The 22,169-nt window shown below is 40.7% G+C and carries 22 protein-coding genes; all 22 read right to left on the minus strand.

Translation table 11 applies throughout. The annotated features are described in order from the left end of the window. Window positions 1–3,668: tape measure protein (locus tag CKF58_RS06310; protein WP_147397232.1), on the minus strand; the 3,668-nt coding region annotated here is incomplete at its 3' end. 280 nt (window positions 3,669–3,948) lie between these two features. Next, window positions 3,949–4,278 carry a hypothetical protein gene (locus CKF58_RS06315; protein ID WP_119532084.1) on the minus strand — a complete coding sequence of 110 codons (330 nt, stop codon included), beginning with the start codon at window positions 4,276–4,278 and terminating at the stop codon, window positions 3,949–3,951. 5 nt (window positions 4,279–4,283) lie between these two features. Continuing rightward, complete coding sequence (locus CKF58_RS06320) at window positions 4,284–4,994, minus strand: hypothetical protein (protein ID WP_119532086.1); 711 nt, start codon at window positions 4,992–4,994, stop codon at window positions 4,284–4,286. A gap of 15 nt (window positions 4,995–5,009) precedes the next feature. Beyond that, the gene (locus CKF58_RS06325; protein ID WP_119532088.1) at window positions 5,010–5,513 is read right to left on the minus strand and encodes a hypothetical protein; all 504 of its coding nucleotides are present in this window, start codon (window positions 5,511–5,513) and stop codon (window positions 5,010–5,012) included. Window position 5,514: 1 nt separating this feature from the next. Continuing rightward, the gene (locus tag CKF58_RS06330) at window positions 5,515–6,288 is read right to left on the minus strand and encodes a hypothetical protein (RefSeq protein WP_119532090.1); all 774 of its coding nucleotides are present in this window, start codon (window positions 6,286–6,288) and stop codon (window positions 5,515–5,517) included. Window position 6,289: 1 nt separating this feature from the next. Beyond that, window positions 6,290–6,643, minus strand: a complete 354-nt coding sequence (locus CKF58_RS08295; RefSeq protein WP_147397233.1) for a hypothetical protein — start codon at window positions 6,641–6,643, stop codon at window positions 6,290–6,292. An 85-nt stretch (window positions 6,644–6,728) separates the two neighbouring features. After that, window positions 6,729–7,103, minus strand: coding sequence for a DUF2190 family protein (locus tag CKF58_RS06340; RefSeq protein ID WP_119532094.1), 375 nt, complete (start codon window positions 7,101–7,103; stop codon window positions 6,729–6,731). A gap of 36 nt (window positions 7,104–7,139) precedes the next feature. Continuing rightward, window positions 7,140–9,476 (minus strand): ATP-dependent Clp protease proteolytic subunit, encoded by a 2,337-nt coding sequence (locus CKF58_RS06345; protein ID WP_119532096.1) that lies wholly within the window; start codon window positions 9,474–9,476, stop codon window positions 7,140–7,142. Continuing rightward, window positions 9,473–10,870 (minus strand): phage portal protein, encoded by a 1,398-nt coding sequence (locus CKF58_RS06350; protein ID WP_222987745.1) that lies wholly within the window; start codon window positions 10,868–10,870, stop codon window positions 9,473–9,475. Before CKF58_RS06350 ends, CKF58_RS06345 begins: the two co-directional genes overlap by 4 nt. A 163-nt stretch (window positions 10,871–11,033) precedes the next feature. Further along, window positions 11,034–11,441 carry a hypothetical protein gene (locus CKF58_RS06355; RefSeq protein WP_119532100.1) on the minus strand — a complete coding sequence of 136 codons (408 nt, stop codon included), beginning with the start codon at window positions 11,439–11,441 and terminating at the stop codon, window positions 11,034–11,036. A gap of 3 nt (window positions 11,442–11,444) precedes the next feature. Continuing rightward, on the minus strand, window positions 11,445–13,697 hold the full coding sequence (locus CKF58_RS06360) for a terminase gpA endonuclease subunit (RefSeq protein WP_222987746.1): 2,253 nt from the start codon (window positions 13,695–13,697) through the stop codon (window positions 11,445–11,447). Further along, window positions 13,681–14,400 (minus strand): hypothetical protein, encoded by a 720-nt coding sequence (locus CKF58_RS06365; protein WP_119532104.1) that lies wholly within the window; start codon window positions 14,398–14,400, stop codon window positions 13,681–13,683. Before CKF58_RS06365 ends, CKF58_RS06360 begins: the two co-directional genes overlap by 17 nt. 842 nt (window positions 14,401–15,242) lie before the next feature. Then, window positions 15,243–16,142, minus strand: a complete 900-nt coding sequence (locus tag CKF58_RS06370) for a DNA adenine methylase (protein ID WP_119532106.1) — start codon at window positions 16,140–16,142, stop codon at window positions 15,243–15,245. Beyond that, window positions 16,132–17,055 carry a DNA adenine methylase gene (locus CKF58_RS06375; RefSeq protein WP_119532108.1) on the minus strand — a complete coding sequence of 308 codons (924 nt, stop codon included), beginning with the start codon at window positions 17,053–17,055 and terminating at the stop codon, window positions 16,132–16,134. Before CKF58_RS06375 ends, CKF58_RS06370 begins: the two co-directional genes overlap by 11 nt. Beyond that, a complete protein-coding gene (locus CKF58_RS06380) occupies window positions 17,052–17,960 on the minus strand; it encodes a DNA adenine methylase (RefSeq protein WP_119532110.1) in 909 nt (302 codons plus the stop codon). Before CKF58_RS06380 ends, CKF58_RS06375 begins: the two co-directional genes overlap by 4 nt. Then, window positions 17,950–18,285, minus strand: coding sequence for an Rz1-like lysis system protein LysC (lysC, locus tag CKF58_RS08725; RefSeq protein WP_425451208.1), 336 nt, complete (start codon window positions 18,283–18,285; stop codon window positions 17,950–17,952). Before lysC ends, CKF58_RS06380 begins: the two co-directional genes overlap by 11 nt. Continuing rightward, on the minus strand, window positions 18,179–18,586 hold the full coding sequence (locus tag CKF58_RS06385) for a hypothetical protein (protein ID WP_119532112.1): 408 nt from the start codon (window positions 18,584–18,586) through the stop codon (window positions 18,179–18,181). Before CKF58_RS06385 ends, lysC begins: the two co-directional genes overlap by 107 nt. 8 nt (window positions 18,587–18,594) lie before the next feature. Beyond that, a complete protein-coding gene (locus tag CKF58_RS06390) occupies window positions 18,595–19,044 on the minus strand; it encodes a lysozyme (protein ID WP_222987747.1) in 450 nt (149 codons plus the stop codon). Continuing rightward, window positions 19,041–19,448, minus strand: coding sequence for a hypothetical protein (locus CKF58_RS06395; RefSeq protein WP_119532114.1), 408 nt, complete (start codon window positions 19,446–19,448; stop codon window positions 19,041–19,043). The genes CKF58_RS06390 and CKF58_RS06395 overlap by 4 nt, the downstream gene beginning before the upstream one ends. A 159-nt stretch (window positions 19,449–19,607) precedes the next feature. Further along, complete coding sequence (locus CKF58_RS06400) at window positions 19,608–19,829, minus strand: hypothetical protein (RefSeq protein ID WP_119532116.1); 222 nt, start codon at window positions 19,827–19,829, stop codon at window positions 19,608–19,610. Window positions 19,830–20,137: 308 nt separating this feature from the next. Further along, window positions 20,138–20,533: a RusA family crossover junction endodeoxyribonuclease gene (locus CKF58_RS06405; protein WP_119532118.1), complete on the minus strand. Its 396-nt coding sequence runs from the start codon at window positions 20,531–20,533 to the stop codon at window positions 20,138–20,140. A gap of 146 nt (window positions 20,534–20,679) precedes the next feature. Then, a complete protein-coding gene (locus CKF58_RS06410) occupies window positions 20,680–21,384 on the minus strand; it encodes a single-stranded DNA-binding protein (protein ID WP_119532120.1) in 705 nt (234 codons plus the stop codon). Between the last annotated feature and the right edge of the window lie 785 nt (window positions 21,385–22,169).

A 22,169-nucleotide genomic window follows, 5' to 3' on the forward strand; every position in this document is an offset into this window, starting at 1 on the left:
TTATTAGCTTCCCACTCGGCGATTTGTGAGGTCACTTCCGCTCGCACTTTCTCTTCGATAATGATATCTAAAGAGCCGTCCGCTCCGGTTTTGGTTGACACTTGGGTGCTTGAGTAATTATAGATATTGATTACTTGTGCTAAGCCTCCATTGCGATTATTAAGAGTTTCCTTGTCGCTTAAATCTAGTTGCTGACTGTTTAATTTGTCAAGGAAGTTCGTACCATATTTCGCAGTAGCTCCAGCGTTAATAACGTACTCTTGCCCATGCACCACACCAGCCACTTTATTGGTAGCAACGTTTCCGGTATAACCACCGCTTGCAAATCCGAAGACTTTACCTACAGCCCCGAAAGCACCAGCACCGCCACCACCGCCGCCACCACTGAAAGCCGATCCTGTTGCGTTAATCATGGTAGCAACTGCAGTTCCTGATCCAGGCACAATCGCGTTCATAGCTGTAAGCAATGCAAGAACAATTGCAGCCTTGATTAGCATGGTAGCAATGCTCTGTAAAAAGCCCTTTAAGAGTTTTTTAAGTGATCCTTGTCCAGTTACCACCATTTTTGCAATACCATCAGCTACACCGTTAAAACCGCTTATAACAGTGCTTCTAAACTGCTCCATAGTTGGCATTGCATTCTGTAGGCATTGCTGAAATAAACCTACTTCCTGTTGATTGCGCTCGGACATTTGATCCTGCAACTCCCACATTTGCTCGTAGCTTTCTATTAATAGTTGCTGTTGCTCTTGATCTAAACCAATCAATTGCTGACGTAGCATAACTTCCCTGTCAAATTGCAATAAGCGTTGCTCACGGAGAGCAGCGTCCTCGTTTTGTAGTTGAAGTTCTAGCTGCATACGCTCAATTTGTGAGTTATTTGCTTGGATTTGCTGTTGTGCCGTAATAGCCGCAGTTACACGATCTAGCTCAGCCGCTTGTTCTCGTAAGGCAGCCGTTTGTTGTGCCGACAGATTGCGGAAACCCTCTACTCCTTGCTGGATTTTAAGGTTTACTTGATCCAGATTGGATAATTGAGTTGAACCTGTAGTGATAAGCTTCTCATACTCTGCCTTAGCCTGTTTAATGCTGTCAGCAGTGCTCTTCATATTTTCCTTAAAACGGTCAATCTGTTGTACCGCTCCACCAGATACTGGTTCTTTAATCTGTGGCTGCTCGAACTTAGGCATGTCCACCTTGAAATCGCCGGATTTCTCCTTATCAGCTTCACTAAATTTCTTTTTAGCAGCCGCTGCTTTGTCATAATTTGCCGTAAGCTTTGCAATTTCTTGGTTCTGATTAGCAATACTGTTTCTTAGCTTATCTGACTCCTTGGATAGGCGTGAGAACTCCCACGTATTTTCGCGTCCAGCTGCCTTTAGGGCTTCCATTTTCTTGATGACTTCTTGTAACCTAGTTTCAGTTTGGGCTAGCTTTCCTTTAGCTTTGTCAATGCGCTCGCTAAATTCTTCCATGCCTTTTGTAGCTTGTTCTAGGTTACCGAAGTTCCCCTTAAAGCGTTGCCACCAATTCCAGAGTAGTTTTACTTTTTCGATCAGGAAAGCTAAAGCTTCGGTAATACCCCAAATAATGAGCCCCATTACCGTGGATTTTACAAGAGCATCCATGGCTTTCCAAGTAACACTAAATGCAACTGTACCAGCACGTAGTACTGACATTCCTACCGAGGCTAATTTTGTCTGTACCGCAGTACTTGCCACCGATAAATTGAACGATTTAACGGCATTCATCGTACTCGCAAAGGCAGCCCTTAGGTTAATGGTTGAAACGGTTACTCCAGATAACGTTTGCGCAAGATTAAGCATTTTATATCCAGCAAAAACGTATAGTGCATTCTTAGCCGCATTAGCAAGTAAATCGAAGTTATCAGCTACCCACGAGATTGCCTTAGCAATGTGCTCACTGAACACGTCGTGCTCACCTACCCATTTTGTAAACTTATTCTGTAAATCGGTGATAGCATTACGTACGCTTACACCCATTTTCTCGTAAGTTGCAGCCGTTTCTTGTTGCGCATTTTTTAGGGCTAACACAATTTGCTGAGTAGTCAGGTTTCCATCATTAGCGTACTCTTTTAGCTTAGCTGTAGTCATGCCTAAACCCTTGGCAATGGCGTCAACTAAACCTGGCGTTTGTTCGGCTACTGAGTTAAAGTCCTGACCGCTCAATTTCCCCTTACTTAGTGCTTGAGAGAACTGTACCATTGAGTTCTTCGCACCCTCGGCAGTAGATCCACCGATAGCAAAGGATTTCGTCATGGTCTCAGTAAGATCAAGCAACTCTTGTTGCGTTAAATTTAGATCTTGCGTGGACTTACGTAGCGTAGCATATGCATTCGTAGTCGCTTCAATTGGCTGTTTCGATTTATTTGCCACTACGAACAATTGATCCAGTAAATCTTTGGCATTTTCACCAGGATCTTTTAGCAACGTGAGTGTAGTGATTAAGTCACTATATGCGTAAGCTGCTTCCTTAACCGTGTTAAAGCTCATTTTTACGGCAATTAAGCCCATAATACGGCTATAAATTCCCTGTAAAGCTTGCCCAGCATTGGTTAAACCGTTTATTTCCTCTGTAGCTTTACCGGCTTGTCTGCCCATTTTGCCGATATCATCACCTGCTTTTCCGGATTTCTCGCCTAATTTTTTGGTATCCTCACCTGCTTTTCCAGCACTTTCTCCCAGCTCTTTTATCTTCTTCTCAAGATCGTCCACACGGCGCATGAGTTTTTCCATTTGCTCGTGGGTAGCGGTCATTTTATTGGCGCTATTCTGCAGGATTTGGCTTAATTGCTCAATGCTTTTTAGCGATTTCACCAGTGCGGTTATGGCTTGAGCAACCTGTATTGCTTGATCTTTTATGCCAACAAGTGCTAGCCCAACTTCGGATAATACGTTTGCCGGTCTTTTCCCTAAATCTCCCACGACTTTGAGTGACTGACCGATTTCGCGAATTAACGGTGCTTTACTTGCAATTTTGTCGATTGTGCTGGATAAGCTATCCAAGCCCTTAAGGGTAGTTCCTAGGCTCGCCAATGCCTTGGTAGTGCTACCTATATTTGCTTTAATTGTGGCTAAAGCTGCCCCTACGTTTGAGAGAGACGCCGCAGGCTTAGTACCGGATACTGCTATTTCCTTAAAAGAGCTAGCAATCGATTGTAAGCCCTCTCTCGTGCTTTTGGTAACGTTAAATTTGAACGCGTTCTTGCTGTTTTTATTGATTTTCTCTTGCTCTTTAGCCAGTTCTTTAGCAATGTTAATCGTCTCAATACTTGCGTGTAATCCCTTGCCAATTTCCCCGAAAGAATTTGCCAACTCGGTGTTATTTTTTACAGCTAAGCTAATGCTTTCTTTGTAACTGTCAACACTAGTGGAGATAATTGCAAATTTACTTGCAACTTCGGCCGTATACTGCCCAACTTGCTCTAATGAAGCACGCGTTTTCTCATTATTCTGGCTAAACTCGGAAATAGCCTTACCGCCATTTTTAACGTTCTCAACGAAGCCCTTAATTGCGTCGGATTTATCGGCTAAAGTCTTAAGTGATCCTCCCAGCTTATCTAACGCTTTCTTGGCTTTTCCAGCGTCAGTAACCGCGTCATCAGTGTCAAAGGACAACTTAAAATTAAACTCAGAACTTGTCGCCATTGTAGTTGTAGCTCCTATTCTTGTTTGTGATTATCTTTACTGTCTCTAAGCCAAGGTAAGAAATGCAATGGATCGTATTTATACTTCTTAGCGTCGAAGTTAGCATGATAGATAAGGTTGTACAACTGCCCAAACAGAGCTTCTAATAAATTACCCCCGACGGGGCGTTTTGCCCTGTAGCGCTCTAAAAGTAGAACGTCTTCGTAGGCTATACTGCGCACCTGATCGGGGGTTAAATGCAAGTCATAACATAACTCACAAAGTAGTGTTTCGTAGGGGCTTAGCTCTTTAAATCTTTAGATTTATCACCAAAACCATTTAAATTAGCTAGCAATAAATTAAATAAAGCAAAAGCTACGCTATAGTCGGTTTCCTCAACTAGAGTTCTAGCACGACCCTCACCTAATGGCTCATTGTCAACGTATACGCATTTCCCAAGAAGATAAACCATACCCTCGGTTGTGCCTTGTTTATTGCGCTCCTCGTAGATTGCCATGTCACCAAAGCTTGGTGTTACGTAATCAACAGGATACTCTTCATCTGCCACTTTAATGGTGCTATGACGTACGTTACGTCCAATTAATGATAGAAAGTTTTGTTTTTGTGTCATCTGTTTTATACTCGCGTATTAGTTAAGATAATATCTGCGTCGTCAACCGCAATGGTATATTCAAGATCAAGCACTGAAGCGTCATTACCCACTTTTGTGCCCGCTTTTTTGGTTACTTTACCCACGTAGTACTCTACGATATCGCCTACAGCATGGCGTAGTACAAATGGTTCTTTAGCACGTCTTGCACGCTCTAGTGCAATGTTTTGTTCTTTGTCAGGTGCGTTATAACCTGTTAAGGTAATTTCCCCAAATGTCACCTGTCCTTGCACTGTTTGCGGAGAAGCGTCCACAGTTGCAGTAACGTCAACCGTTTCGTAAGTAATATCCGGCGTTGAGAACTCTTTCAGGGAGTCGTGTGTATCGGTAAATACCACAAACTTAACCGTTGCCTTAGTAAAGCGATCCTCTGTAGCATTTTCACGCGTAAACTCGTCGCGCTGCTTGGTATTTGCTACTACTAGCTCTTTACCACCGTTAGCTACTTGATTAATCACCCAGTATCCGTTTAAATCAGCATTTGCATTCTCGACTTTGATTACTGATCCTAACGGAAACTCACTGGTTACACCTGTTTTTAGGGTTAGAGTAAAAGTAGAATAGTTGACCTTATCTAGCTGATAACCGGAGGTAAGCTCTTTCTGGATAGATAGCTTCGAACCATTGGCTAGATAATAGGTACTTCCTCGTTTATCTTGTACAGTAGTCACTGCCATAGTATTGTCCTTTCTTTAGATAATTGTTTGTTCGCTCACTAAGTATTCGGCTGATAGCACCATTTGTTCATAAGCGCTCACGGTCTCTTCAGCACCTACTTCGAAATTACTTGCCATTTTGATTGTAAAAACTTTCCCTGTAACGTCGATCCCAGTGATCCGCTTGATATCTGCAATCTCTTCTGGATCGTCGATAATTACCTCCACTGGAAAGCGCATTACTTGCAAGAGTTTTTCTACGTATAATGGAAGATTACCGTCACTTCCTTGTTTCCTGCTAGCAAATTTAAACGCACAGGTAAACTTAGCGCTACGTGTTTCCGATAAGGTAGTATTTAGTGCCGCTTCTACGTGCAACAAGCGATAACTAAGCAAGAATTGCGCACTTTCAGGGTTTACAACACTATTTAACCGAAAATCCCCGACAGTCTCTACCTTAATGCCCAAATCTTCCAGTTCAACACTGTAGGATTTAGCCACGTGGCGCATGTAATCTCTAAAAATATCCATCAACAGCATATTATTTCCTCTTATCCTTGCTTAGCATGCCTATCCAAGTAGCAATTAACCTTGCATTCTTTTCATGACGACGTTTACTGCCAACTCCATATTCTTCGTTCGTACTGAAAACGCCGTTGCTAAAAATCTTCCCTAATTGCTTCTGAATATTTATTACTACTGGTAAGCTCTTAGGATTGGAAGATCTTTTACGACGTAATGATTGCAAGAATGTCGTTGAACCCTCGTAGTTCTTTGGATTGTACACGAAGAAGTATTTAGCTTCCTCCACTCGTTGTGTAGGTGATAGTTTTGCACCTTTTGCTACTTTTCCAGCAGGTATAACTGGAAAGGCTTTATCAAAGGTAAACTCCTCAACAATGCCAAATCCCAGATCCTGTTGCACTTGCAAGCTATAGCTACCCTGATAATTGGTGTTATATTTAATTTTTGAACCACTATTACCGAAAACCGGTAAAGTTGGATCAATTTTGCCCACGATTTGATTATCCCCGACAAACTCGGCACTTTTAACAATGGAGAACTTTCTGGCTGGATTATTTACAGCACCGTACTTCTTAGATCCCACATTAGGAACAGCCGCTACCAAGCTAACAGTTTTGACCTTTAATGCGTATTTCAAAGCAGCACCTACCGTCCCAGCAGAGTAAAGTAGAGTTTCGCGCTTAGCTGCTCTAAAATTATCTGCTGTAGCCTTTTCCATGATTTTTGAAAGAGCATTAACCTGCCCCTTAAATACCCGCATATCACGGAAAACCTGATAGTTCTTTGCCATGCTAAACCCTCTCAAAGATCAAGTATACGTATGGTTTTAGCAATTGAAATTGCAACAGAGTATAAGTGCCTACGTCACCCTCATATTGCATGCTGTAGGAAATAGTACCTTGATCGTTGCGTAAGTTATCCAAGTTAATGCCAGCTTCGGTTAGATTGCGTTCTAAGCATTTAAGACGTAAGCGCTCAGTTCTTACGCCAGATAACATAAAGTCATCTTTAAACGGAGCGCTTTCACTATAGCTTCTAACGCATGCCTTAACCGTTACACCGTTTATGACAACGTCAGACCAGAAGTAAGACTGAAGCAAATCGTGATAGCCGCATTTACTAGCTAATTTTTCAAATAGAGCCACTTTTTTTCGCTTCCCTTAGTATTTCTATACCCTAAGCATTAAAACGCTTAAAAAGGGCTTTAAAATGCAAATTAAGGCATGATTATTATTTGTAATAATGAGAGATCAATGCTCCCAGTCTGATTTTGTATCTATTTTCTGGGTTATTGGCTGGTGGGACTTCCCATAAATGTCCGATAATGATGTGATTTGTTTGGTCTACTTGAGTACGATCAAAAGAATAATTACTACTATCTTTATAAAGTGCTGCACCAATAGTCGAAGCGTTTCCTTGCACATTGTCAAGTTGCACTTCGTAAACACCAGTTAAGTTAATCGTAACTAACTCTCCATTACGTGCGTCAGTTTCTGCTACTCCAGCGAAACACTGTGCTCCATCAAATACTACTAATTCTCCATTTTTTACATCGCGGTTTGCTTTCCAAACTAGAGTATTGCCATCTAGGATCTTATGAGCCATATTGTTAAATTCTCCTATGAGTTAATTTAGTTGCTGTTACTTAACTGCTTTAGTTTCAAATACCACAATCTCCTCTGGACGTGGGATAAATACTACGAAGTCCAGACGTGTGCGTAGAGTACGGTTTTTCTCCTCATCAACCTGCACTTCGGCGTTTAAAGTAAAGCCGTTTCCGAACGTGTACAGCTGCACTAATCCGGCAGGGATATAGTAGAAGTCATTCGCACTTCCACCTGCTTTGACTGAAAAGTCACCTAAGCCTGCGTCAAATACCGGTTTAACGTACTTAAATAGCGGGTTAACCTCTAAGTTAGTAGCGCCTGGTTTGTATTGGTTCTCATAGAAAGAATTGATTAGTAAGCGTAAATTAGCTGGGAATAAGCCATACTCCGGTTTAACGTTGTACGGTGTACCTAATGCGTCCTTGAAACTATCGTACTTAGCTACTACTTTTGCTAGTGTGTCAAGGTTAATCGCTTTTTCACCAGAAATCTTCGTACCATCTGATTGCGCTTTAGCCGTAATTGTCTCTAAAATAGCCACGCGGAAAGTATTTAGCGCATTACGTGCCAGATTATCTAACTGCATGAAATAGAGTGACGGCTCACCCTTATTTAGGCTTTCAAACGTGAACTGGATACCTTGTTTAAAGTGTTTTAATTTGGTATTAACTTCTTTATAAGCACCAGCAATCATTGGCGTACTTGCGCCCTCTGACACCTCGTCAAATTTGCCAGCTGGAGCGTCGTTCCAATAAACCTTAGTCTCGTCAAACGTTGACACCGAACGTGGGGTGACTAATTGGAAAACCTCGTCAAGCACATAGCGTCGACCTGTGTCAAGGATTAGAGTTAGGATGTATTGGCTAATTTGCTCAAAATCCGACGTTGAAAGCGCTGATAAACCCTTACGACCACTAACCACGTCATAGTTATGCTGTGCAAGTAAAGTCGTAAATACGTCAGCACCATCGCGCCCCTTAAATGCCTCGTTACTTGCTTGTTGTACTACAGCTTCAACCTCAGGTGAAAACTGCGGTAAAGTATTGTATTTCTCAAATAATTCGCGCTTACACTCGCCTTGAAGCGTGTATTGGTTGAAAAGATATGCTTTGGCAATATCTAAAGCATTTAATTTACTCGTCATTAAAGATTTACCTCGGTTTACGCTCTCTGTGTGATGGTTGATTTTCTCTTGCTCTAAATGATCCAACAGATCAAGAATTCGCGATTTTACTTGTGGGATGCTAATGCCCTTATCAATGCACTCGTTCATTAGCAATGACATTTCGTGCTGTGCGTCCTTACGGTTGCTGTAACGTCCGAAGATTTGCTTAATTTGCGCCACTCGTTTTCGTTCAGCTCTAATCGCGTATTCAGCAATACGCATTGCTTGCGTTTTCTTATCTTCTTCGTCCTCTTCGTCCGAGGCTTCTTGCTCTTCGTCTTCTTTTTCTTTCTCTTCGGTGTCTTTCTCTTTTTTTTCCTCTTCTTCCTCGTTATCCTCTACTTCTTCATCGTCTTTCTCCTTATCGTCCTTAGCCTTGGCTTCTTTCTTTTCTTTCTCTTTTTCTTCTTCGTCAAGTGCTTGTAAGATACGTTCCAATTCTTTACTCATAATTCCCCTGTTAATGCCACTAATAACGCCCTCTTTAGCAACCGCTTTCGCTTGGTTAAAATTGCTATAAAGAGCACACAATACACTAACTCCAGCTTGCGACATAAATTGACTGGCGTTAGCATAAGCTTGAGTTTCAAGCTTAGGTAAATCCACACCTAAATTAGAAATTACAGTGCTGTTATAGAAGTTTTTAGAACTCTCAATACCATCACACATACCACAATCTAATAAGAACTGCGCGTCAATTGGGTGATCTGCACCATCTTCCACGTAGTTGCGGAAAAGTTTTAATAAAATCTCCGGATTGTCACACTTACTTCTAATAACTTCTTGATACGCATTGAAAATGCGAGTATTTACGTGTGCCATTAGATCGGATAACTCTCGAACTTGCTTTGCTGTTACATTGCCATCACCAAGGGTCATGGGATCAACGTTACAACTATGTATAATCATACTGGCGGTGCTACTCATAATTAACCTATCAGCACCCAATGCCAACACTGAAGCAATGCTTGAGGCTTGGTAACCTACCCTAACGGTTACAGTGCCCTTATACTGATTAAACAAGTCATAAATGGCAAAGCCGTCATCAATAAAGCCGCCAGGACTGGATAAAATCACGGTTAAATCGGCATTAGGGTCTGCAATGCTTTGTAATTTTTCCTCTACCTGTTCAGCCGTAAAATCCAAACCTACAATACCGCAAAGAACCAGCGTGTTATCCTCAAAGAATAATCCCTTATTAATCACTCTTCCAGCTCCTCATCTTCCTCTTTTTCTTCGATATTCTCCCCATTTGACGAACTACTTGACAAAATACCGTAACTTGTAGTAAAGAGATCCCCCAGACCACGTTCTTCCATATATTGTCGTTCTGACGCAATGTAGTCGTAATTCTCGAAGATATCGTACCCTTGCTCATTAGCTGCTTGCTGACGCGTCAACAGACCATTGTTGATTAGGGTAACTGTTGCATTTGCTTCATCCGCAGGGTTAATACTCTTCATTTGTGGAGTAGTAATCGTCACGTTAAATGGATCTAAGTAATCCTGTATATCTAACTCTGGGTTAATTTCAAAGAAAAACTGCACAAAATGGCGATAGATAAGCTTATTCGCCTGTACTAAGCTATTCATTTTGTCCGCAGAACGCGCACTTGCATATATCATCGATTGTCGTGCCGCAGAGTAAGAGCTTTCGAAGTGATTGGATATACTCTCACTATCAAGTCCCACACCACTGGCAATCGTACGGATTTGCGCTTTGTAGAAGTTATCATAGTTAGGGTTAGTTCTATTTTGTGCCGGATATACCTTATATTCGTAGCCGTTTGGCACTTTGAAGTAATTAATCTGGTCTCCTAAACTACGTAAGTCAATATCCACGTCTTCCGAAGCCAATGCTGGGTCAGTTTGGTTTAGTTCAGCGAAAATCTGTGCATTAATAGCACTACTAGCTAATTCATAGTAACGATAGCTTTCCAGTTGCGCTATGTGGGGAACAACGCTAGCATACACAGGTACACCACGCAATTGTCCAGGTTCTCTTCTTTCAGCCAACTGGATAATATCTTGCGCTGGCACTCGCGTAACTCTTGCACTATGAAAGAGATCGCTGTTAGTGACGAAGTTATAGTATAAGGGTGCATCATTGTCGTCCAATTCGATTGGCGCAATCGTATCCAAATAAACACTGCTATATGGCAACTTATCCGCTAACCACATCTTTAGCTGCATTTTCTTGGTCTTGTAATCGCGCACTATTTGCACAAAACAGTCACCATCGCGTAACCAACATTCTACAAGCAGGTTTAGAAAACCAGTGTAGTTAAGGCCATGATTATTTAGGACCGGTTGCTCGCAAAACTTGTTCCATGCAAAGTCTAGTTTTACCGCTAAATCTCTATCAACTTGTTGATAATCTTTAAGAGGGATAGGTTGTAGCCCGTAACCGTTTTTCCCTACCAGCATACCTTTAAATTGATGGAGAATAGCCTTGGCTATGGCATTATTTGCGGCAAGGTTACGGCTAATTTGCATTAACTGTTGTCCCTCGCTAGCCATAGTTACGTTAATGTCCAGCATGTCATACTTAGGACTATAGTAATCCGACCTTTCGATTGCCTTATGCAAGTCAGAGATCACACGTTTTCGCCCTTTTAAATCATGGTATGCCGGTGAGTTTCGTAGTAGTTCTTCCCGCAATTCTGGGGTCAGGCGCTCGTAGCTCCTTGCATTTGGTACTGGTTTTGTAAAATTTTCGCCACCTGTTTTAAAAATCTTTTTTAAAGCACTAAATAAGCCCATATTACCCCTTAAGATGAACAGTTTTACTTAGTGGAATAAACCTACCTTTACGATTAGCGTCAAGCTCTCCACTCACTTCCTTAACAGCACGGCTAAGGTTAGCGTAAGCAGTATCATAAGTTCTTTGGATACTTTCAATGCTAGTGAACTCTAAACTGTTACCCTCCTCGCTCATGGAGTGCACGTTTCCCTTGCCAAAACGCTCAACGATGGCGCTGAAAGCCGTATCAAAGAGTGCAAATGCTGCTTCCATTTGGGCAACCTTATCTGGCTTTGTCTCACCGTACAGATCAGCTAACGCAAACACCCGTTCAGCCATGCGTTTATGGGCTTTAACCATGATTAGGAAACGGTTCTTTTCACGCTCAATGGCAAATTGTTCAACTGTTAAATTCTCTATATCTTCCATTGTTTACATCCCGCTCTTAATAAAAGAAGCCTTTAAGTTTTTAACCGATTTAACCACCTTAGCTCCTTGGGTTTCCTCCTTGCTTAGTGGTTGTTGCTCACTTACTAACTGATCGTTTGTGGCATTGATAGCATTGGCATTTCCCTCATACGAAAGTCTTAGCCAATCTGGTGGATTTGCCTTATCCAACAAGTTATCCACCTTGAAATAGTTGATATAAGCTAAAGCGTACACAAATAAATCCAAAGCTTCGTTATTGGCGTACTCATTCTTCTTGACGTAAACACCTTTCGCATTCTTAGTTTCACTGGCTAATTCTCTAAAGACTTCCTGTGGTAACCCGTCGTTGAAAGAGATACTAAACGGATCTGTTGCCGGTCTGGCTAGCATATTGAAGAACCAGCCCTTGAAAATGGATACATCAATCTTAAATAGTGGAATACCCATCTTATAGGCATAGGTGTTCTTATTCGTTGATTTAGAGTACTCTGCGACCTTGCTGAACGCCGTTGAAACCCCTTTTACCAAGAATATTCTCTTACCTTTGCCACGTTGTACCATTGTCTGATAGAACTTATAAGCATTCTGTGTCGTATCACCTTCCCCACCACTATCGCAAAGGACAATATGAGGTCGTAGCAATACTTCCTCGTGCTTATCTATCTTAAGGCGGTAATCCATCACTAGGTGTTCAAGAGCTTCCCAATGGCTTGGGCTAACACTCGGTACTACGCTTTCGCCACGCCATTCAGTAATGGAGAAACGGTCAACCAAGTGTATGCGCTTATCTCTAGTAATAGCAAAAATCTGTACGACAAAGTGTGAACCAATACCGTTCTGCACGTCCACCGAAGCCATGCATAGCACTGTATCTTCTGGTGCAACTCCCAACGGCAATACCGACTTAGCTTCCGCTTTGGATTTAATTAGGAAATCTAAATCTAGGTTGCTCTCACTTACGTATGGGTCGCCGAACGTAGTATTGATTACTGCTTGTAACTCTTTATCCGCTCCAGTGCGTCTATACGTTTCCAGTGCTTTTAAGTACGACTCCACGATTTTGTGTAAGGGGTTGTAACCACAAGCAGGTGCTCTTAGCCAAAACGACGCTGTACGGGTTTCTAGCCCCTCTCCGGTAATATTACCTTCCTTATCAATCTTCTGCCCCTTCTTAAGCCACTTTCCATTTGGGATAAGATGTAATAGCCTTTCCTGATCCGTATGCTTGTGCTTACAATGCGGGCACATTACACGTGAGCTCTTAGCTTGTGCGTCAATTGTAGGTAGGTCTTTATCCCAGTAAATCGTATCTGGTGTTGCCCAAAACCATTCTTTACAGTTTAAACAGTGAAAGTAAAAGCAACGACGGTCACCTAAGTTATACAGGCTAGCTATGCCCTCGCACTCGAAGCTATCGTGAGGTTCTAAAACTTGATTAGTATTGATTACCTCATATCCTGGAGAACTCTCTACCAGAGCCATACCGTCAAATGAGTAGGTAGTAGTACGGGTTTTTGCAAGTATCCAACCAGATCCCTCTCCACCTACGTCTGTATCCCAGCGATCGTAATCAGTAATTGCCACATATTGTACGGTTGTGGAAGCTAAGTTACTAACGGTTGGGTTACGTATTAGCAACCAATTTCCTCGCTTAAAGCGGTAAGTCAAAATATTGGTATCTTCCTCGCGACCGGTGAGCATATCTGACAAGGTTTCACTTAAACGTACAGCCGGTCTAAACTCTTTTTTCGCCCATTCATTGGCTTTCTGATTGTCCATTAGAAGTACCATGATATCTCGTGCCGTATACATCGCATAAGCAGCGAAGCCAACAACAAGGGCTTGAGTTTTCCCCGTACGGGCGCACCCCATAAACACGATTTCATCGTAATCCCTGCTATTAAGTAAGTCCACAGCTTCTCGCATATATGCCGCTTCCGTGTCCAAACGAAATGGAATGCTTGCAGCATTTTGCTGTTGAACGCGCAATATACGTTGCAAAGTAGTGCTTACAGGCTCTCTAGGTGGCGGTTTCAGTACTTCTATGGAAGAATTGAACAAATCGTACAGTGTAGGTAACGGCAAGTAATCGTCTAGGTCGATCCTATTGCCAGGCTTACCAATGAAATCCGCTTGCGCTTTTTTAGCCAGACTGTCTAATTGCTTGTCACTTCTTTTCTCTTCTTTAATTTGGTTATCTATACTGTTATCCCACTCAAATACGTTATCCAGCTCGTCATCAATCTTCTTCGTCATCTTTTCCATTCTCCTTGACAACTGTCACTGGATAAGGTGCTGTTGCGTAAATATCTACCCCAAGTCCATCCATCATACGCGAAATGCTCACCCGTTCATCTTCCAGTAGTTTTATACGTTGTAACGTTTCCTTTAACGTGGCGTATATATCGTTCTGGTAATCGGTAAGCAAATCTTCGAGCACATCTACTTCCTTAGCTCCAAGTCCTTTCTTTTTAGCTAGTGTAGGAATGGCCCTAAGTTTAGTTGCTACTGTACTTAACACGTTGAACAACATGCGGTTGGTGTCATCAATATTCACTAGCTTCTGTAAGCCAACGTATAGTTTGATTTGCTTGAGTGCACCATCTTGCAATGCGTTATAGAACATTGGATCGGACATATGCACCTCACCATACAACTGCAAAGCTTTACTGTCATATTTGCTCGGGTCATAGTTGTCCAAGTCGATAGCATTATTCTTCTTAACCTTGTTCGCCGACTTCCTATTGTCCTTTGTGGCAGCATATTCTTCGAACCATAAGAACAGATCCCGTAACGCAAAAATATTCTTTTCAATTTCAATACCAGCAATATTTTGTAAGTGAGAAGCAATAGTACGATAGTCAACCTTGAGAGCATTTGCCACGGTCTTGACATGGATATGGGGTAGCTCCTTTTCAATGCTTACTGTTGCTGGTGCTGGCACTGCATGCTTTCCCATGCTCCTCCCCCACTAGTTTGTACTCAAAATATTGTTAATATTTGCTTGTGAAGATACTGTTAAAATCACACTTTAAAAAGTTACAGGGTCACATTTTAGTGTTACTTTCCTGCCATTTGATCCCGTTTGAAAGCCATTTTCGACCCTAAAAAAACTAACTTTTTTCGCGTTTTTTCTCAAAAAATGCCATTTTTACGTCTAATCCAACAACAAAATCCAAAAAAATTCCGGAAAAAGGCCACAAAAAGTGCGCGGACCTGCCCTTTACCGCCACTTTTGGAAAGAACCTAAAAATAGTCATGCGCCTATCTATTTTTGGCTAAAATAAGCAATAAAGCATTGATAATCAATAATTTACGAAATATTTTTACGCTTGAGATAGGGGTGGGTATATAGGCATACCCCTATACATTGATGTGGGTCGTTGGCTAGAAAGTGCTTGAAGTTGGTCCAGATTGAGCAACTTTAGTTATATATAGCTGAAGAGCTATATCAAAGGGTAAAACTAACAAATGATACTTTGTGAGAGCTATCACTTGATTGGTGCTATTAACACGTTTTTGTGAATGGTGTGATATGTGTGAGTATATTTAACAAATATTAACAATGGTTAATATAGATTAGTAACTGTTTTTAACAGTCAATTAACAGGGTAGTATATGGTGCCCATATGCTAGGTAAGGTAATAATATATTGTTGATTAGCTATATCAAGCACATGTTTTACTTGCATATGCGTAAACACCCCACCCCTATTTTTTTAAAGCTTGTAAACAATACTTTCGTTTCTTGGCATCATGAAATTAGAGCTTGTAAACATTTAATTGTTGATTGCATAATTTCCTATAACTTGTAAACAAGAATTTCATTGCGATGACTACGTGTGCTTGAGTTTTGATCCTTTGTCATGATCCGCGTGTCAACATAGCTTTGCCAATTACCTAATCTGTTATTGACAATAGTATCCAGCGTTCGTAACAAGTCACCCTTATCGCAATTAAAGAGCAAATAAGGCGGTTTAATCTTGAGTAATAGCTCAATATGGTCGGCTGCTTTAAAGCTCTGTTTGTACATATCTGCGTAAGTCCCCACGTATGGAGGATCTATTAAATAGATAACTTTGTCTTGCGCATAATATGAGTGGAGAATTTCTCGGTAATCCATGCTTACTCTTTCTAAGCCGATCAAGTAATCGTTACTAACACTGGGGGCTTTGAGTGGTACTTGCCAATAGCAGTTAGTACTGATTGAATTAACCAACTCTTCCTTACTCTGAATATCACAAACACTCCATACTAACCACAGCGTTAAATACTTAATATTAAGCTCGCTTTCATCTAAGCTCTTAACGTAATCTAATATTTCCTGCCGTGTCACCGGATCTTCTACTTTTACGAACACATCGTGCCCGCGGTACAACGGTTTACCTGTCCTAGCTTCTTGACGATCAGCAATGGAACGTAAGGCATGCCAATGGTTAACCGCCTTAGGGATATCCTCGATTTGCTTGGCATAATTATCGAAGTCGTTGTAAATTACACGCGCATTGGGGTATCTTCGTTTAGCACGATGAGCAAGCAATCCAGACCCACCAAACAGGTCGATTATGGTATAACCACTTCCGTCATGCCACCCCCCCCCAATGGCTAAATTGAGGAAAGTATCCAGCTCGGCTAAAAAGTTCTTTTTCTGCCCTTTAAAAGGCACTGGAGCACGGTTATATGCTCTTAGCTTATCTGTCATTATTACTTCCACTAATATTGTAGATAACGGTCTCCGTACGCTTATCGTAGCCAGACGTATTTGCTGATTTAGCAAAAGTATGGCAGTCAACCCACGATTGCCAATTTTGCAATCTGTATTGCACGAAACAACGTGCTACAGCCATCACTTGGCTCTTAGCCGTTTCAAACATGAGGAAAGGTGGCTTCACTTTAAGCATTAACTCAAGGAAATCTGTAATCCCGAAACGGTTAGGCTCTTTATATCCATCACTACTCGTCCATAAGTATGGCGGATCACAAAGCAGGACTAAATTTGGTTGCTGCTCAAACTCATCTAAGAGCTCACGAAAATCCTTGCAAGTAATCTCTAAGCCGTCCAAGTAATCATCAGCCAACGGCGGGGGCGATAGCGGGAAGCGCCAGAATATACCACTTTTAATACGTTTAATTAAATCTTCTTTAGTTACACTAATTTTGGCACTAAAGCATAACCACGAGCTAAGGTGACTTAAGCTAAGGTATGCTGCTGGTGTGTTCTCAATATATGCAAGAACAGGCTCAATTAGCCGCTTATCCTTAACTGATTGATCTCGCTTTAGCTTAGCTGGTAAATTAGCCTCATAGCTGCTTCTAATAGCTTCTATTGCGTGCCAGTTGTCAATCGCAATGGACAGCTTTTTTATACGATCTGTAACGTTATCGTAATCGTTAAAGATTACCCTTGCTTGAGGAAAGGCACGCTTGGCGTTATGGGCTAGTAAGCCACTTCCTCCGAACAAATCGATAATTGTATACCCCTCCCCATCGTTGGAAATAACTTTACGCAAAAAGTCCAAGGTTTCCTTGATAAAAAACCGCTTTTGACCTTGAAAGACGATGGGTGCTTTGTGCCATACTTTTTCTTGGTTAACTACAGGTGGTCTTTGGTTCATACAAATTTAGTGTAAATATATTCTTTTCTCTTCATCTTGCCACCAGCTCCCTTTTCACGTTCGACGACTGTGTAATTAATTAGGGATTTCCAGTTCGGGCATTGGTTTAGCGCTAATAAATCCATCAAGGTATTACTTTCGCTTTCGTCCGAACTCATGAGCATATATGGGGCTTTTAATCTCATTAGCAATTCAATATAGTCTGGGATAGAAAACGATTGCTTGTGCGATAACTTGTGCTTATTAGGTGTAGTAAAGAGATAAGGTGGATCTAGGATATAGATAACATTCTCAACGTTAGCATAACTGTCAAGCAAAGGCTTAAAGTCTAAGCATACAATCTCAAGCCCGTCTAAGTAGGTATTTCCTACGTTCTCCGGCGGTTTCAAAGGTAAGTTAAAGCATACGCTTTCACCCTTTAAATTCTTTAACAATTCTTCCTTATTGGAAGCTGTAGTACCACCAAAGCATAGCCACAGGTTGATGAATGGTATATGAAGTTCTAAATACGGAGTATTAGTAATCCAATCGCGAATTTCGTTAGCTAAACTGGCGTTTCTTAGAATACGATCTCCACGTTTGATCTTTTTTAAGTAATCGGTAGTGTAATATTTGCAACAGATAGTATTAATTACTTCCCAGTTCTTAATTGCAACTGGTAACCGATTAATACTTTCCCTTGCATTATCGTAGTCATTAAACACTACTCTAGCTTGAGGAAAGGTGCTTTTAGCTACATGCGATAAAAGACCAGAGCCGCCAAATACGTCTAAAATGACGTATCCGGCTCCAGTTTCATTTTTAATCGCACTCGTCAGGAAAGCTATAACTTCGTTTATAAAATTGCGCTTTTGTCCTGGAAAGGGGATAGGCGCTTTTTTATACATCTTTTTCTTATTTTCCATTGTGAGTATTGGATTGTGTGTGTAATTGGAAAAGTCGTGCTCGCTCCTTATTTAAAAGGTCCACTAGGGCGTTGTGCGTTACGGCGCACGTCCTGAACACGTATTGCAAGTCAACAGTGTATTTATAAAGATCGCCCCAAGTGTTACCAGCAAAGGTTGGCACTATGCACGGTTGTAACAACTCCGCAGGAAGTAACTCGACGTATTGTGCTGTGAGGTTACTTGTTATTACTTGCGGTTTTGTTAGCGTCTGGGTTGAGCTGCAGCCACTTAACCAGATTATCGGGAAGAGTGACGTTAGCGCAAGTAGAATTCTGTAGTTCATTACTTATCATTAATAGCTTGGATTGGTAATCCTTGGTAAGCGTATTTTTATATACAGTTAATTTATGCAACTCTTGTTGCATGTCGTAGATTTTAGTGCGCATTTCCTTAGCTTCTAGCTGCTCAGCTTCTAGTCTTTGAACGTAGGTTATATTCTGTTCAGCTAAACTAATAATGCGCTTATCTTGCAATCTACTCTGGTACTGTGTGATAAAGAAATAAACTACGAAGACAATTAGTAAAAGTAAAGTAGGGTTATTTTTTCCGGTACGGAAAAGTCCAGCAAGCCATGCCACAATCATAGGTTTCCTTAAGCAAGCTCAAATAGTTCACGTTCAGCCTTGCGTCGATTTACAAGACCAGGTAGCTTTTGTCCCTTGGCGTAGACCCATCTGTCAAATTCCTTGGCAGCTAAATCTAACTTATTCTGGTTGATAAGTTTTAGCAATGTGGATTGCTTGAAATTACCTAAGCCAACGTTATAAACAAAAGAGTAAAGGGCTGCTTTTTGGTTTGCACCCAGTGGAGTTAATATGAGTGGTTCGATTAACCTTGCGAATTTATTGAGCTCCAGAAACAGTAAGTTAGAAGCTACTTGCTCGTCCATACCGTCCTTATATTTTCTTAGCACTTCTTTGTCAGTAATGCCGTACCCAATGGTCTGAATTCCCACAGGATCAAGGTACGGCTTTAATTTTAAGCCCTCGAAACGTTTAACGTGCTCCATAGCAGTAATAAGGGCTAAATCCCTGCTAGTCATTTATCCTCCTCGTCTTTACTCGGTAATTTATCGGCAATCTTTTTCTTTTTGTTTGGATCGTACTTGCTGATTAGGTAGTTAATCCACAGGTTGATAAATTGTGTAAATATTTTCACAACGTTATTGACACCTGCGTATCCGATTACAGCTGCCATAATCGGCAAGTAGCTTTCCGGAACTCCGTTTATTATTGCGACTGGTGCTCCAAGATACACAATGAAAAAGACCAAAGCCAACTCATACCAAAAGTGGAAAACTCCTACTCTACCGTCTTTTTTGAATTTAAAGAGCGCAAATGCTACGCCGATTAAAGACCATTTAATAGACTGTAGGTTGACAAATAGGTTCAACAGATCCGTGAGGTTATTAATTACTAGCTTGGTCTTTTCATGATCAAATGCCATCTTTGTGACCGTTACATGTTATTTGTGATTAACTGCATAGTGCCAAGCGTTTTTTAGGGCAGATATCTGCCTAGGTAAGTGCCATCTTCTAAGTAAGTCCCTTTCAACACAATATAGGTCATAAGTATGATTATCGTGAGTAGGGCTAAATTAAAGTGTTTATTTTTCACTTTTAGGGTCATTAAGAATTAGTTCAGTTAGTACTTGTAATTCTTTTCTAACTGCACGTTTATCTTTTAATAGTCTCTCTATGAGTAATTGTGTGTTGCGTTGCAGCAACTGCATTTTCACAAGAGTGTTCTCCAGCCTATCTAAGCGATAAGCAATGCGTAGCAAGCGACGGGTTAGGAGTTCTTGCTTGATTTCTGTTTGTTCGTTCAAGGTATTATTAGTTTAGATTTGTGGAATATTGATTAGAAAATCTAGGATTGTGGTCTTATGCGGGAAAGTGCTATTTTTGATTAATGCAGCTGCTAGTTTCATGCGTTTATCCTCAATACTCATACTAGTGTCATCTAGCCACGTACTTAAGGTTTTAATTGCTTTTAGCTGCTCATCTGTTAAATCGTGTAAAAATTGATATCCTCAATAGACGTAGTAAAAAAGTCAGCAATATAGCCATCTTCATGAAATTCTGATTGACGATATATTTGTACTAGTTTTGAAAAATCTGTCATATTATTCTGCGTTTATAATGCCTTTATAAGAACTTTTACTTTCCCCCTGAGTGATTTATCATCTTGATCGTCTGCGTTGATTTTAGATACCTCTAAACGCTTAATTTGACTATCATCGTCATAAACACCAGCTTCGGTTAAGATATCCATAATAGGTTTTATTACGTTATCTATATCTCTACGACGTCTATCAGGGCAATATTCTGTTACATGGAGAGTGAGTGCAACGGTTTCTGGCGCTTTTTTCCATGCTTGTTCTCTAATAGCACGTTTAACCACAGGTATAGTTAGAGCTCTATACTCACGGTAACGCTTAGAGTGTGCCCTTTGGGTGAATTTACCACGTATAATAGTCTTATACATAGCGTTGACACTTACGGGGAAGTCAAGAATTAGGTCTAATTGCATTTTGGGCTAATATGTTATGCTAATTTCTGCGTGTGCAAAAACAGGTGTAAAAAAAACGTCCGGACAGAATACCCCAAGGTACTCAATTTCCGGACGTTTTTATTTTGACTTCTAATAATTACTAATTTTTAAGGACATTCCCTTGATTAAAAGGGGATATTCTCTTGTGCAACGTTACCATTGTTTTGGTTTTGTTGCGGGGCTTGAGAATTATTTGTGCCTGTATATTGGGCATTATTTCCATTCCCCTGTTGCTGATTTCGGGCGAAGCCCGGTGGGGATTGGTTGTTATAGTTACTGTTGTTGTTATTAGCATTTGCTCCAAAACCACGTTGCTGTGAGTTTTGTTGCTGGTTCGATTGGTATTGCTGGTTCTGATTTTGGTACTGATTTTGGCCTTGATTTTGGTTTTGGTTTTGGTTAAAACCACCATTACCAGCGTTATTATAACCTTGATTAAATCCTTGCTGTGGATTTGGGTTTACCGTTCCCTCTCTTAGTTCTTTCGGCTTATAGTTTAGCTGGATACTTTGCACTCTCAACTTATTGCTAATTTGAGGGTTGCCACTATTGTCAATATATTTCGACTTAGTCCAGCTTCCAACTACAGTGACTTGTGAACCTTTTGAGATTGAACGTAGTACAGCTTCGTCGTTACTTGACGCATTCCATACTACACAATCGTACCATTCCGTGATTTGGCTCCACTGCCCATCATCTGGGATATTAAAGTTTAAAGCAATTCTAAATCTGAAGCTTTTTGTATTCTGATTGAAAGAATTTCCTTGGCTTTGGATCTCAACAGCTGGTTCTGCAGCAGTACCAGTCACGATTAGAATAGTGTCACTCATGGGTGCTCCTAAATTTAATTAATGATTTATATAAAACAAACAAGAAGAAACCATTAAATAAACTAGTATTATGTTCCTTTGTTGTTATAGCTAAAAAGTAGAAGAAAGGGATAGCGATAACAAAAAATAAACAATTAACACCTTTAACTCTAAACTCTTTTTAATAAGGAGTAACTAGATGAAAAAGTGACAGTTACATTATATAACTGAAGATTTAACTTTACAATACTTTTTAGAAAGATTTTTACACTAATATTGTGTGACGTTTTTACTTATATAGAATTAGCACCCGTAAGTCCTAATTGGTTCTGGCTTAACCGCCCACTGGGGTGCCCGATTGAGGGCATTCCCCAGTGAATGGGGCGGTTAATGCCAAATTTGTGAAAGAACAATGTTAACTTCTAGTGGTAGCTAAATTAACCAAGATTATGGTCTAAAGAATTTTAGACAATAGGGGCCGAACTAGAAGATAAGAACCTAATTGAAACTTGAAGTTAAGTTCTTTTTGAGGTTCTGATTTTTGTTCTCTTTCGTTGAGGCTTTTTGTGTGAGATCGACCCGAAGGGTCTCACTCACAGCCTCAACTTGAGAACCAATTGGGACTTACCAGTCTCAAGTATTAGCACTCGTAAGTCCTAATTTTAACCTAAAGGCTTTAAGTTATGATATAATATATAAGCTTAATAAATTCTTTTAAGTTTAGAACTTAGGGTCGATCCCTTAAGTTCTGTTTAACTTTGGTTCTTATTATAGCATATTTTTCGATTTTTTGCTTGACTTTTTTA

It is taken from the genome of Psittacicella hinzii (assembly GCF_003585935.1).
GTDB classification, from domain to species: Bacteria; Pseudomonadota; Gammaproteobacteria; order Enterobacterales; family Psittacicellaceae; genus Psittacicella; species Psittacicella hinzii.

Coding starts and splice junctions, on each gene's coding strand:
- CKF58_RS06315 (WP_119532084.1), bottom strand. CDS start 4,278: ATGACACAAAAACAAAACTTTCTATCATTAATTGGACGTAACGTACGT.
- CKF58_RS06320 (WP_119532086.1), bottom strand. CDS start 4,994: ATGGCAGTGACTACTGTACAAGATAAACGAGGAAGTACCTATTATCTA.
- CKF58_RS06325 (WP_119532088.1), bottom strand. CDS start 5,513: ATGCTGTTGATGGATATTTTTAGAGATTACATGCGCCACGTGGCTAAA.
- CKF58_RS06330 (WP_119532090.1), bottom strand. CDS start 6,288: ATGGCAAAGAACTATCAGGTTTTCCGTGATATGCGGGTATTTAAGGGG.
- CKF58_RS06340 (WP_119532094.1), bottom strand. CDS start 7,103: ATGGCTCATAAGATCCTAGATGGCAATACTCTAGTTTGGAAAGCAAAC.
- CKF58_RS06355 (WP_119532100.1), bottom strand. CDS start 11,441: ATGGAAGATATAGAGAATTTAACAGTTGAACAATTTGCCATTGAGCGT.
- CKF58_RS06360 (WP_222987746.1), bottom strand. CDS start 13,697: ATGACGAAGAAGATTGATGACGAGCTGGATAACGTATTTGAGTGGGAT.
- CKF58_RS06365 (WP_119532104.1), bottom strand. CDS start 14,400: ATGGGAAAGCATGCAGTGCCAGCACCAGCAACAGTAAGCATTGAAAAG.
- CKF58_RS06370 (WP_119532106.1), bottom strand. CDS start 16,142: ATGACAGATAAGCTAAGAGCATATAACCGTGCTCCAGTGCCTTTTAAA.
- CKF58_RS06375 (WP_119532108.1), bottom strand. CDS start 17,055: ATGAACCAAAGACCACCTGTAGTTAACCAAGAAAAAGTATGGCACAAA.
- CKF58_RS06380 (WP_119532110.1), bottom strand. CDS start 17,960: ATGGAAAATAAGAAAAAGATGTATAAAAAAGCGCCTATCCCCTTTCCA.
- lysC (WP_425451208.1), bottom strand. CDS start 18,285: ATGAACTACAGAATTCTACTTGCGCTAACGTCACTCTTCCCGATAATC.
- CKF58_RS06385 (WP_119532112.1), bottom strand. CDS start 18,586: ATGATTGTGGCATGGCTTGCTGGACTTTTCCGTACCGGAAAAAATAAC.
- CKF58_RS06390 (WP_222987747.1), bottom strand. CDS start 19,044: ATGACTAGCAGGGATTTAGCCCTTATTACTGCTATGGAGCACGTTAAA.
- CKF58_RS06395 (WP_119532114.1), bottom strand. CDS start 19,448: ATGGCATTTGATCATGAAAAGACCAAGCTAGTAATTAATAACCTCACG.
- CKF58_RS06405 (WP_119532118.1), bottom strand. CDS start 20,533: ATGCAATTAGACCTAATTCTTGACTTCCCCGTAAGTGTCAACGCTATG.
- CKF58_RS06410 (WP_119532120.1), bottom strand. CDS start 21,384: ATGAGTGACACTATTCTAATCGTGACTGGTACTGCTGCAGAACCAGCT.